Source organism: Limnothrix sp. PR1529 (genome assembly GCF_002742025.1).
Lineage (GTDB): Bacteria > Cyanobacteriota > Cyanobacteriia > CACIAM-69d > CACIAM-69d > CACIAM-69d.
The window spans coordinates 20,165-32,909 of record NZ_LIRO01000059.1 but is presented as its reverse complement, the minus strand read 5'-3'; the positions used below and the strand labels follow the sequence as shown (position 1 = coordinate 32,909).

General features: G+C 55.2%; 9 protein-coding genes. 2 read left to right on the top strand and 7 right to left on the bottom strand.

Annotation, left to right across the window (positions count from 1 at the left end; all coding sequences use genetic code 11):
• From AMR42_RS09225 to AMR42_RS09215, 3 genes are all read right to left on the bottom strand, one after another.
• A partial coding sequence (locus AMR42_RS09225; RefSeq protein WP_234406887.1) for an Era-like GTP-binding protein occupies positions 1-601 on the bottom strand: 601 nt, incomplete at its 3' end.
• Between the two features lie 235 nt (positions 602-836).
• Positions 837-1,823, bottom strand: coding sequence for a phosphatidate cytidylyltransferase (locus AMR42_RS09220; RefSeq protein ID WP_099533163.1), 987 nt, complete (start codon positions 1,821-1,823; stop codon positions 837-839).
• 198 nt (positions 1,824-2,021) lie between these two features.
• Entirely contained in the window at positions 2,022-2,969 is a 948-nt protein-coding gene (locus AMR42_RS09215; RefSeq protein WP_099533160.1) for an NAD(+) kinase, read from the bottom strand.
• A gap of 98 nt (positions 2,970-3,067) precedes the next feature.
• Between AMR42_RS09215 and AMR42_RS20370 the strand changes: the two genes are divergently transcribed.
• Positions 3,068-3,208: a hypothetical protein gene (locus AMR42_RS20370; RefSeq protein WP_158234423.1), complete on the top strand. Its 141-nt coding sequence runs from the start codon at positions 3,068-3,070 to the stop codon at positions 3,206-3,208.
• Between the two features lie 99 nt (positions 3,209-3,307).
• On the opposite strand, the gene AMR42_RS09210 is transcribed toward AMR42_RS20370, so the two are convergent.
• The 3 genes from AMR42_RS09210 to AMR42_RS09200 all read right to left on the bottom strand — a co-directional run bounded on the left by AMR42_RS09210 (position 3,308) and on the right by AMR42_RS09200 (position 9,276).
• A complete protein-coding gene (locus tag AMR42_RS09210) occupies positions 3,308-4,786 on the bottom strand; it encodes an alpha-amylase (protein WP_099533159.1) in 1,479 nt (492 codons plus the stop codon).
• A gap of 193 nt (positions 4,787-4,979) precedes the next feature.
• Positions 4,980-7,466, bottom strand: a complete 2,487-nt coding sequence (locus tag AMR42_RS09205) for an ATP-binding protein (protein ID WP_099533158.1) — start codon at positions 7,464-7,466, stop codon at positions 4,980-4,982.
• A gap of 1,087 nt (positions 7,467-8,553) precedes the next feature.
• The gene (locus tag AMR42_RS09200) at positions 8,554-9,276 is read right to left on the bottom strand and encodes a response regulator transcription factor (protein ID WP_099533157.1); all 723 of its coding nucleotides are present in this window, start codon (positions 9,274-9,276) and stop codon (positions 8,554-8,556) included.
• Positions 9,277-10,121: 845 nt separating this feature from the next.
• Between AMR42_RS09200 and AMR42_RS09195 the strand changes: the two genes are divergently transcribed.
• On the top strand, positions 10,122-10,742 hold the full coding sequence (locus AMR42_RS09195) for a CPP1-like family protein (RefSeq protein ID WP_099533156.1): 621 nt from the start codon (positions 10,122-10,124) through the stop codon (positions 10,740-10,742).
• A 377-nt stretch (positions 10,743-11,119) separates the two neighbouring features.
• Here the strand turns inward: AMR42_RS09195 and AMR42_RS09190 are convergent, their stop codons facing one another.
• Complete coding sequence (locus AMR42_RS09190; protein ID WP_099533155.1) at positions 11,120-12,667, bottom strand: trypsin-like peptidase domain-containing protein; 1,548 nt, start codon at positions 12,665-12,667, stop codon at positions 11,120-11,122.
• Between the last annotated feature and the right edge of the window lie 78 nt (positions 12,668-12,745).

Below are 12,745 nucleotides of genomic sequence, written 5' to 3'. Positions count from 1 at the left end.
GGGTGGGTGGGGGCTGGCCGGCCGCTTCCAACTGCATGAGCGATCGCAGCCGCTCCACAATCGCCGGCCGCTCCGTTTCGGGAAACAAATCAATTTTGTTGAAAACCAAAATCAGGGGCTTATGGGCCTGGCGCAAGGTTCGCAAGGCCGCATATTCCACCTGGGTTAAGTCGCCAGCGGTGATGAATAGGATCAAGTCCGATCGCTCGGCCACTTCCCGCGAGAGTTCGGCGCGGCTTTCTCCATCAATTTCATCCAGCCCCGGTGTGTCAATGAATTCCACCTCGATCGGGCGATCGCGCCCGGGAGGATGCCACCGCACCGATCGGGGCAAGCGCGTCAGGCCATTCAGGGGCCCCGTTTCCAGCAGGCGTTCCCCCAATAGGGCATTCAAAACGGCGGATTTGCCCCGGCTAACCAAGCCAAAGGCCGCAATCCGCACCACGAATCGATCGAGCTTGTCGAGGGCCCCCGCCAACCGATCCAAATCCGGTTGAATCAGGGCATTCCACCGTTGTGAATCGCGAGTACCCAACTGCTCGATCGCCCGTCGCAGGCTCGATCGGACGCGCTCAAATTGTTCCGACTGGGGCGCGTTCAAGGCTGTGAACTCATCCAAATCAAACTAGTCGCCCCCATTGTAGAAGCGAGGCGATCGTCTCGTTGCATTGGCTCCCGAAAATCCAGCTAGCAGGCGAAGATCGGGGCATTCCTGCCATCAGCACCACGGCCATAGGGCAACTCCTTAGGGAATAGGAGTTTAGGGAATTTAAGGAATTGGAGTTTTTAGAAAGTCATGGGATTGGAACGATTCAGCGGCGGATTAGCTAACACAACTAATGCAACTGGGAAACGAACGGGAGCAATAGGGTCGTGAAGTAATACACCAGGGGAGCCGTGAAAATGTAGCTGTCGGCGCGATCGAGAATGCCGCCATGGCCCGGAATCAAATTCCCGGAATCTTTGACCCCCGCGTCTCGCTTCATCAGGGACTCAATCAAATCCCCCAGCAGACTGGAAACACCCACCAGCAGCCCCAACAAAGGCCCCGTGATGAACCACAGGGGCCAATGGCAATAGGCCGCACCCAGAGTTCCCACCAGTGCGCTGCCCAGCGTGCCGGCCAAAGAGCCTTCCACGGTTTTCTTGGGGCTGATGTCCGAGAGGCGGGTTTTGCCCACCCATTTGCCCATGATGTAGGCCCCAATATCGGCCGCCCAAATGCAGCAAAAGGCCAGAATCGTCACCGTCAGGGCCTCGGGCCAGGCGGCCGGGTTCCAAGATTCGGGCCAGAACCCATTCAGCGGCAACCGGGCCACGGCTCCATCGTCCAAGGCCAACCCCGCCCCGACCCGCAGCCGCACCCAATAGCTGGGCAAATAGCCACAGTAAAACAGGCCCATCACCGAGCTGGACAGATCGGCGATCGAGGCCATCTTGGGCATAAACAGCAAATAGAAACAAACCAGGGTGCTGGCGATCGGGACGATCGCATCGGCCACAGACGGCATCCAGGCCGAGGCGGCCACAATTGCCAAACAAGCAATGGTGACGGTTTTCACGGCGGGAACTGCCCCTTTGGCCTGCACCAGGGCGAAATATTCACCCAAACCCAGGTAGACCAACAGGCCAAACCCCGCCGTGAAATACCAGCCACCTAACACCAGCATGGTGAGGGCGATCGAGATTCCCACCACGGCACTGAAAATCCGCCGCCAGGGCCACCCTGCTAATCGATCGCCCCAACTGCGGCCGGCATTGCCCTGGGCCGCTTTTGGCAAAGCAGACTTGATTGCAGCGGAACTTGATTCACTCAAAGACATGGGACGCAACCAGCACAAGGACAGCAAGGGCGAGCGCAGCGACCAAGAACTGCGACACAGGGTTAAGGAAACGGGGAACCGAGGTTAAGTTGGCCTTAATTAAGGATAAGGCAGTGCGCCTCGGTGTTGTGTGCCGTAGCCAACTAGGGCGATCGCGCTAAATCCGTCCCTATTTCAGGTTTAGGCTGGGTGCTGGGCCTAATTGCGACTGGCATGGCCATAGTCAATGCGGGCTCCGGCCCAAAGCAATTTCTCGCGCAGGGTGCGGTAGTAGGAATAGTTTTCCCGCAGGATCACAAACTTGGCCACGCAATCCGCCATCCGCACATCAATCCGCTGGCCGGGCCAAAGAGAAGCCCCAAAAACACCATCCGTCCAAACTTTGGTGGCCAGCTCGTAATCCCCCAAGGGCCAAATGCTGACCACACAGCGGGGAGGCAACACGATCGGGCGGCTAGACAAACTGAGGGGGCAAATGGGGGTAACGGTAATGGCATCCAGGCCGGAATGGAGAATGGGCCCGTTGGCGGAAACGGTATAGCAGGTGGAACCGGTGGGGGTGGCCACAATTAGCCCGTCGCCGTGGTAGCGATCGACGATTTCGCCATCGATTTCCACTTCCAGCATGGTGGTCATCAGGCGATCGTTGGAAATGGGCTTCACGCAAATTTCGTTCAGGGCCAGGAAGGTTTCCCCCACCGGTTCCGTCCCCTTGTAGCTGCCATCTTCGATCGCGGCGAGGGTTTTCCCTTCAAAAACCTGCCCTTGCAACATCATCCGTTGTTGAACGGCGAAGCGATCGCTCTGGAGCCGTTCCCACACCGCTTGGGAGTTTTCAAACAGCTCAAAGGGTTCCGTTAAAAACCCCAAGTGCCCTCCCACGTTCACGGCCAAAATGGGCACTTGTTCCGGGGCCAGGTGTCGAGCAGCGGCCAACACCGTGCCATCCCCCCCCAAGACAATGGCCAGGTCGATTGGCTGGGTGACCGAAGCCAAAAACACCGGGTAGGGATTGTCCTTGGGGCCGCTGGGGCCCACGAGCGATCGCGTGCCTAGGGCATCCAGTTCCCGTGAGCAACGCTCTGCCCAGCCTTGGCTGCGAGAGTCTCCGGCTTTATAGATGATGATGACTTGTTTCAGATTCATGGCAAAGGGGGAATGATTCGGTGCAGGTCAGGGCGATCGGCCAAGAGAACGCAGAACAAGACGAGAACTTGGCCCTTGCACCATGTCTCTCTTGCACCATGTCTTTTTGTAGCGTTTCTGGCCAATGCGGAATGCTCGAATCGCACCACCATGCCACCGCAACCGCAATTCAACCGTTGCGATCGGCCCCCATGATTTGGCTGCTGGCTGAGCTGCTGGCTGAGTTAGCTGCTGAATGAGCTGCTGGGTTCAGCCCTTGGTTGATTAGCCCTTTGATTAGCCCTTTGATTAGCCCTTTGATTAGCCCTTGATGAGTCTCTGATTCGCCCCGATCGGGATCAAGCCTGCTGAATCCAAACCGATACCGATCCCCCGGCACAGCGGAACTCACCCCAGCCCCACTCGTTGGTGTAAACCAGTTCCTTCACATGATCCGTTAGGTCATAGAACGTGGCGTTCGATTGCCCCGTTTCCATCCAAAGGCTGCTGGGGCCGCCGTTGCTCAACACCACCGCCATGCTCAGGGGATGGGTGGCATCGCCTAACCGAGTCCAGCCGATCGTGTTGCTGCCGGAGAAGTAGTCATACTGCGGCCCCCAACCAAAGCGCCGACGAGCATACAGAAACTTATCCAACAGCCAATTGTGTTTGGACAGCGAAACGGTATGTTGATGGCCATCCCGTCCCCGATCGGTATATTCCGCACCGTAATAGTCCCCGTAGAACACACAGGGATAGCCCTCCCGCCGCAGCAAAATGATCGCGTAGGCAAGGGGTTTAAACCAAGCTTCCACAGGCGATTCCAGGGCTTGCAGGGGTTGGCTGTCGTGGTTGTCCACAAAGGTGACGGCCAAGGTGGGCTGCTGTTGCATCAGGGTGTGATCGAGAATGGTGCGCAGGTCATAGGCACTGCCCGATCGACTGGCTTGGTGGAAGTTGTAGTGCAACGGCACATCAAACAGCGACATCCGCCCCTCCGTGGCCGCCAAATACCGATGCAGGGCCTCCACGTCGTTTTCCCAATATTCCCCCACCGCAAACAGCTTTCGATGGGGACAGTGACGGCGCACCGCATCGAGCCACTCATTGAAAAAGCTCGATCGAATGTGTTTCACCGCATCCAACCGAAACCCATCCGTGCCCAGGGTGTCTTGGATCCATTGGCCCCAATGCACCAACTCCTGGCGCACCTCCGGGTGATTCGTATCCAAATCGCAAGCCATCAAAAAGTCGTAGTTGCCATAGCGATGGCTCATTTTCGACTCAAAAGTTTTGGGACTGAGGCGATAAATGGCGCGATCGTCCGGATCATTGGCATTGTGGTTCACCGAGTCAAAACAGCGGGCATCCCACTTCATGGCCGAGTAGCGATCGCCCCGACCGGGAAAGGTGAACTTCGACCAAATGCTAATTTCCCGGGCCGCTCCCAACTCCCAATTGCGGTTATCGCTGGCGACGGGCGTGGCCCACACCGTTTCCGTGGCATCGCCCCCGTTTTTGTGATTAAACGCCGTGTCCAAATAAACCTGCAAACCCGCTGCCCGCGAAGCTTTCACAGCCGCGATCAGCTCTTCTTTGGTGCCATATTTGGTGCGAATAGTGCCTTTTTGGTCAAACTCGCCTAAATCAAACAGGTCATAGGTGCTGTAGCCCACATCAGAACTGCTGGTGCCCTTATAAACCGGCGGTAACCAAAGGGCTGTGATCCCTTTTGCGGCCAACTCCCGAGCTTGATCCTGCACCTGACCCCAAAGGGAGCCATCGGCGGGGCAGTACCACTCGAAGTACTGCATGATGACACCGTTTGTTTCTACCATGACCGTTCTCTCCGCTTCCTGGGCTGGCCCTTATCCATGACTGTAGGCCGATCGCCCAGAACTCAGCCCGGTAGTTTGCACAAACTTAAACTCTTTCAGAAAGGGGGCTATTGCACGGATTGGTCGCGATGGCTTTGAGGGGAATGGTGGTGGGTTGGGTGTCGGCAAGCGGTTCCGAGAAAGTGCCAGCAACCTAGCTGACGGCAGCCACAGCCTGGGAGAGGGCCGGGCTGGGAATGTCTTGATGCATCGGGATTTCGATGTGAAATGCCGTGCCACGCCCCACCTGCGAATCAAACCAGAGCCGACCTCGATGGGTTTGATGAATGACTTGGTGACTGATTGAAAGCCCCAAACCTGTACCTTTGCCCACGGGTTTTGAAGTCACAAAGGAATTGAACACTTGGCTCTGCAAATGGTCAGGAATGCCACTGCCGTTATCGGCGATCGTGATCCGAATCAGCCGTCCTTCACAGAGGCGTGTTTGAATCCGAATAATGCCAGGATTTTCCCGAATTTCATCAAAAGTCCAACCGGATTGAGATTCCTCGATCGCGTCGATCGCATTGCTCAAAAGGTTCATGAACACCTGATTCAGAGGCCCTAAACAGCATTCCACCAAGGGCAAATCCGCATATTCTCGCAATACTTGAATTTCTGGCCGCTCGCTGGAAGCCTTAATGCGATGGTTCAAGATAATTAAGGTGCTGTCGAGGCCCTCATGGATATTGGTAACCTGAAAATCGTTGTCATTGGCTCGCGAGAAGGATCGGAGCGATCGCACGATATCTCGTACACGCTCGGATCCCAACCGCATCGATCGCACCATTTGGGTCAAATCATCTAACAGAAAATCAGGATCAACTTCCTCCAACACCTCTTGCAACTCTTCTGGCACTTCAGGAAAGTAATGTTGATAGCTGCGAATAATGCGGCCCAAATCCTGAACATAGTGGCCCAGGTGTTCCACATTGCCGGAAATAAAGCTAATGGGATTATTAATTTCGTGGGCTACCCCTGCCAACATTTGCCCAACCGCCGCCATTTTTTCGCTTTGAATCACCTGAAGTTGGGTATCTTTCAGTTGATTCAGGGTGTTTTGCAAAGAGCTAAGCGAGGTTTCCAATTGCCGATACATGGATTGGAAAGCATCTTGCAAAATATCAATCTCATCGAGTCCCAGGGTGGGATCAATCGCAGTAGCAGGCTTGGTTGCTAAGGCTGCGGTGGGGTCGATCGCCCCCACCTTGTCCGCTCCTGCGCCGGGAAAGGGCGGCGCGGCGCTGGCTAAGGTGGCCATCGGGGCGATCGATTCGGGCGATCGCGCCGACTCCGGCCCCTTGGGATTGCTGGGGATGCCACCTGCCGGGGGCGATGTTTCCTCTTCATTGGTAATTCCGCTGGAAAGCAGCGCCATTTGGCTGCTGTGAACCAGTTCCCGGCAGCCATCAATCATCGGCTTCAAGCGCTGATTCAACCGGTGTACGAAAAACCAAATGCTGCCCAGCAGCACCAAACTAGCCACCAAGCTGGTTCCCAAGGCCGTTTGAAAAATGGGGGCAAACAGTCGGCGGCGCGGCACCACCGCCACCATCATCCAGTCCGTTCCCGCGATCGGGCGATAGGCCAAAAACTCAGCGGGAGTTGTCCGAAAACCCAACCGAGATTGGCGAATTTTGGGCCAAATTCGTTCCAAGGAGGGAATTTTCTGGTAGCTCGATAGGCCCGTGGCCCGCTGCGGATCCGGTGGATAGGCCAGCAGTTCCCCCTCATAACTCAGCAGCACGAAATAGCCGTCCTGTCCCAGCACCGGCCGCGCCAAACGTTCACTGAGATTGGTGATGTCAATATCCACCACCGTGGATCCCACCTTGTGGCGATCGCGACTGCGCACCGGACTCAGCAGCGTCACCAGCACCTGTTGATTCCAGCGGTAGGGCTTGAGCCACCTTGGCTCCGCCGCACTTGCCTCCTTGGGAGACACCAGGCGAGCTTCCGAAGGGGTGAGCCGCTCCGTCAGGGATTCGGCGCGATCGAGTTGGGCCAAGCGATCGGGGGTTGAAGGCGTGGCCGTGGGCGATGGAGTGGAAGGGGGAATGCCATCGCGGATCAACACATAGGGCGGAGCCAGCCGCTTATGGATCATGCTTGGCTCCGAAAAAGCGGTTTTCGGTTCCGACACCGTGGATCGGGGGCTAGCGGGCGTGGGCTGCGATCGCCCCAGTTCCGAAACCCGGTTTACCAACCGCGGCGGCACGATCGAATAATACGGATCGAACTGCTCCCGGCTCTTCAGCAGGGCAAACGGTTCCTGCTGCAACCCCAAGCCTGCCACCAGAGGCGGCCGGTTTTTCAAAAATTCCAAAATAATCTGTTCACAGCTTTGGGCGATCGCCGCCTCATCCTGGCCCAGTCGGCTGACCTCATAGACAGCAACCCCGAACCCATCCGCAAATTCTTCCACCTGCTTCAGATCGCTTTCGAGGCCTTGCACCTCAATCCTCAGGGTTTTTTGAATCTCATCAACCGTCTGATCCTTCAGCAGGTTGTAAGTAATCCCGGTCATGATGCCCAGCGTTGACAAAATGCCCAGCATCGTCCACAAGAGCATCTGAGCACCAATGGAAGAAAGCCTCGTGGCCTTCAGAATCAGTAGCAGTTCAAAGACGCGATGTCTCATGTGGTCAAGAGGGGGTGAAGACGCGATGCTGATTGGTCAATGGCATGACCATCACTGCAAAACTAGGTAATCTCGGGGTGCGATGGCATTACAATGCCTCGGCTCTCTCGACAACTACATATTTCCTATATCTCAATCGAACTTTGCAGATTCGGGAAACTTCAGAACTTTCTGACCCATTTCATCCTAATGACCTCATCCCAATGACGGACTTTTGATGAAATTTCGGCTAAATTTATCCCAAAAAATGCATCTTTGGCGACAATTAGCGACAAAACAGACCATTGGCAACTGAATCATAAACCCAATGATTTAGGTTTTTCCTCGATTGCCATTGTGAAGGGTGACGCAATGATGGTCAGGACAGAAATTGCCTAATGCTAATTTGCTAGGACTTTCTGCAAATTGACTAAAACCAAAAAGAATTATTGAGAAATGACTGCGTTTTTGAATCATCTCTTAAATTAATCATTTTTGAAATTAGTCTTTTTTGAAATTATTGGTTCACTCTGAATTTACTCCTAAATTTACTCCTCATCAAACTTCCTCAAGATTGACAAATTGATCCCAAGGACTGGTGCAATTGACTGTTGCCTGAAAACCACCGAGTTAGGGCATTAGCTAAACGGTCTGGAATGCACCCATGGGGAGTAGAAAGGCCAATTTGATTTATCCAAAATTCCCCTTAGCTTAGGAGATCACCTGGACTGATCTTGTATTCAAGACTACCGTATTCCGATGATGATGCTTGGGATTCACGCCCCAGGTTTCACAAGGTCTTGCGCAAAGGATGCCTGAAAAGCCAGAGTTGACAGCGAGAAAACGGGCTACCTTTGCTGAGTCAACTTCGCTGATTCAACATTGACGATTGGGTTTTGAAGTCCCGATCGACCGCCCGATCAATCGCCCCAACATTTCTCCCTGAACGCCCTCGGGAATCCTGAGGGGATGGGCGAAAAAGCCAAATCGGCGACCTTGTGGGTGGCATCGATCGACGAAGACAAGGGACTTAAGCCCCTTGCCCTGATGGCTACTAGCCCCTTGGCAAGTGCCCCAAGTTACTGCTCAGGCATCCTCTTAGAGCATCCTATTGAGCCGGTGGTGCAGCATCGGGAGGATTAAATCGATAACCAACTCCGCGCACCGTTTGGATAATTTGGGTTTTCGCTCCTGCACTTTCCATCTTTTTACGAATTTGACCAATGTGGACATCAACAACCCGCTGGTCGCCCACATAGTCGTAATCCCAAACTCTTTGCAAAAGTTCTTGGCGATTCCAGACCCGTCCTGGATGATTGGCCAAAAAATGCAAAATATTGAACTCTAAGGCCGTTAGGGTAATTAATTGATCATCAAGGGTGACTTCGTGGCGTTCCGGATCGATGACTAAGCTGCCAAAATTAAGGGAAGGTTGCGGTAAATCACGCGGAGAATTGCCCCGCCCCCGCTTGAGAATGGCACTAACGCGCACCCCTAATTCCATCAAGCTAAAGGGTTTTGTCAGGTAATCATCTGCCCCTTGGCGAAACCCTTTAATTTTATCGGCTTCATCGGAACGACTGGTGAGCATCAAAACGTAGACACCCGTTTTGGCTTGCATTTCCCGACACAGTTCGTACCCCGTTGCATCCGGTAGATTGACATCCAAAATCACCAGATCGGGTTGAAACTTTTCAAAGAGCGCTAAGGCCGTCTTCCCGTCAGGAGCCGACTCCATTTGATATTGCTGCTTGCTTAAGAAGCGATGGATCAACTTTCGGATCGCTGGATCGTCATCCACAACCAGCAGCTTTGGAGGCGTGTCAGTCATCGCTTTGAAGCCAAGATAATCGGCAGAGAAATATTATGGGGCCATTGGGGGTGCGACGGTCATCGCGGGGTGGAGATTTGGGTAGCTGTGATGAACCCAAATAAATAGGGGCTGCTCAATTGTGCCCCTTTCACTCAATCAGGTGCAAATCGTTGTCCAACGATCCAACTAAAATTTGTCCAAATTTGTCCAAATAGGATGATTGTCCAAATCATTTGCGGGGCTGATTGGGGTTGCACGCCAGTTTATTGACCCTTTCTACGGGGATCAGGGATCAACCGGATGTGACCAAACGCATTTCTAGCTTATTTGGGCGCTTGATTGCTTGTGGGGGAGTGTTTAGGAAAGTTTTGGACAGTGGGCTGCATGTTATTGCGCGTATTCTATCAAACCGGCACTATTTCACTAACGGTTGTGGCGATTCGCTTTTGACCAACGGATGATTGGCAGATGATTGGCAATTGACGGGCCATCATCCCAAACCCTTGGGAGCTGACTGGTGCAAGGTTTTGGCCCAAGGATTCGACTGGTCTGGCGCAGTGGGTCGATTCTTATAAATCCGGATAGATCCGGACAGATCCCGTAGATCCGGCTGCAGATTCGGCTGATCTGGCGCAAGGCTTGGGGGGGAGGGACTGGCTCAATGATGAGGACTTGTTGCCAATCCGAACTGCTCAGGTGCCGGTTGCTTAGAATTTAGACTAGATTTAAATAGTGTTTTCACGGTATTAGGGCGATCGCCAAGTGCCGCGATCATGCAGTGATCACTAAAACAGTACTGAACAGATAGCGTCGAAGGCGCTGTTTCACTCGATCGCCGCCAAGAGACTAGCCCCACCCAACGCATGAGCAACCCGAACCCCTACGAACAGCTTGGCGTGACCGAGGATGCGTCTTTTGATGAGATTCAATCGGCGCGCAATCGGCTCCTCAAGGAACATGAAACAGACCGCCAACGGATGGAAGCGGTTGAAATGGCCTATGACGCAGTGTTGATGGATCGGCTGCGGCTGCGGCAGGAGGGACGAATTAAAGTCCCCGATCGAATCCGGTTCGCGGAACAGGACGATCGCCCTGCGCCGGCCGCTCCCCAGCCCAGTCAGCCGCCGCAACTGCCCAATTGGTTAGCGGGGTCGATCGATCAGCCCACCCGTACCGATTGGATCCAGGCCGGCGGCACATTTTCGGTGTTGTTGGTACTGGGGTTGTTGAACCCTGGTGGTGATGGTGCGCTGCTGCAATTAGTACTGGCGATCGGGGCAGGGGCCAGCTTGTTTTTCCTCAATCGCAAGGAACGGCGCTTTGGCCGAGCGGTGTTGCTGACGCTGCTGGGGCTGATTGGCGGTCTGATTTTGGGTTCGTTGATCACGGGTCTGATTCCGCCTGTGGTTGGCTTGCGCACGGAGCAGTTGGTGGCGGTGGTGACGCTGATTACCCTTTGGCTCACCAGTTGCTTGCTGCGATGAGCAGGGCGATCGTCATTGCAGACAAGGGCCAAGACTTAGCCTTCAAGAGCAAAATTCCAGGGCGAAATCCTAGGGCCTGTCGTCAAATCGCCTGAAACCCTGATTCCATCGTTAGCAAATCGTGGGTAACAAGGGGCTTAAGCCCCTTGTTACGACGACTGGGACATGGAAAATCAATCGTTTCCGCCTGATCCTAGGAAATGACGACAGTCCCTAGGACAAAATTCCAGGCAAACGGCAACAATCAAGAACTAAAGCTTGAAAGTTAGAGCCAAGCCTTGAAAGCCCAAAATGCCCAGCGATCAAAGATATCTGTTGATCGCTGGGCATTTGCCGTTTAGAGGGGTTGTTTTCTGGTTAGCTCACGGAACGCTCCCCTAGTTGCTAACCTCGCGCACCGTGAGTTGATAGCGTCCTCGCCCTTGGGGATCGTAGGCATTGACGATGATCCGATAGGTTCCGGTGCTGGGCAACTGCACCACGAGAGCGGCGTTGGTGTTGGTGTCGCTGATGTCGTCGGCATCGGCCAGTTTTTCATCTTGGGGATCCGCCACCATGAGGTAGGGATCAAAGTCATTGCTCTCCAGCAGGATTTCAATTCGTTGGCCGGCCCGCCCATTGAATCGATATTCCTGGTAGGGGCTGTTGTCGGATTGCAGGCGGGGCGAACTGGCGGTTAGGCTGCCGGCATCTTGCAGGATGAGGGAGCCGGCCTGTTGCGTACCGGGCTGCGTGCCGGGCTGCGTGCCGGGGTTGGTGGCGGCGGGGCCACCCGATCGCGCCCGCAGGGTATAGCGTCCTTGTTGGTTGGTGGCGGCGGTGTTCACAAATACGGTGTACAGACCGCTGCTGGGCAGGGTGGCGGTGACGCGGGCGTTGGTTTGGCCGCCGCTGTCGTCGTCCTGGGCTAGCTCTTCTCCTTCGGGATTGAGCACGATCAGGTAAGCATCGAAGTCGCCGCTGGCCAGGTCGATCGTGACTTGGTTGCCCGCTTCGCCCGTGAAGGTGTAGATGTCGTAGAGGGTTTGGTCTTGGCTCAAAACCCGATCGCCCTCGGCCAGTTCGCCGGCCAGGGGCTGATTATTCAGAGCCAGGGTGGTGACGGGGATGGAGGGGCGCAAATCTCCCGATCGCGCCTTGGCCAGGAAGTCCAACACGCGATCGGTGGAGATGGCAAAGCCAATGCCGATGTTGCCACCGCCGTCGCGATCAACATAGATCGAAGTGTTGACCCCAATCAGTTGCCCTTTGCTGTTCAGGAGTGGGCCGCCGGAGTTGCCGGGGTTGATGGCCGCGTCGGTTTGAATTAGCCCTTCAATGTTGTCCAGGCGGCTGACAATACCCACGGTGAAGGTGTTTTGGAATTTGCCAAAGGGATTCCCGATCGCGAAGGCTCGCTGCCCCACTTCCACGGAACCGGGCGGCGCAATGGGCACCACCGGCAACCCACTCGCCCCCCGCAGTTTCAGCATGGCGAGGTCTAGGCTGCCTTCCGCAAATCCCAGAATATCCGCCTCAAATTTTTGACCATTGGCCAACACCACAGTCACGGGGCTGGCGGCATCATCCACCACATGGGCGTTGGTCAGAATCAGGCCATCGGCGCTGACGATGCTGCCGCTGCCGGTGCTGCTGCTGGTTTCGATCGACACAACGGCAGGGCTGGCGGTGCGATAAACCCGCACGTTCACCTCTTCATCACTGTTGCCTTGGGCCCGGTGACCGGGAACCACGGGGCGCAACGGATCGATCGACTCGTTCGCCGGGCCTAGCCGTCCTGCGTCGGGGGGCATTTGCCGCGCTGCAACGGGACTGGCCGCCCAGCCAATGGAGCCGATCGAGAGGAGGATCATTCCTCCCAGCCCCCAGAGGGCATGGGGAAGCCGATATGGCGGCATAGGCTGCGATCGCTGATTGATACTCATGGCCCCAAACCCTTCTGCAACGATGGTCACAACGTGGTCACAACAAAACCGCCAGCGCCGGGCCCCACTGGTGGGTTC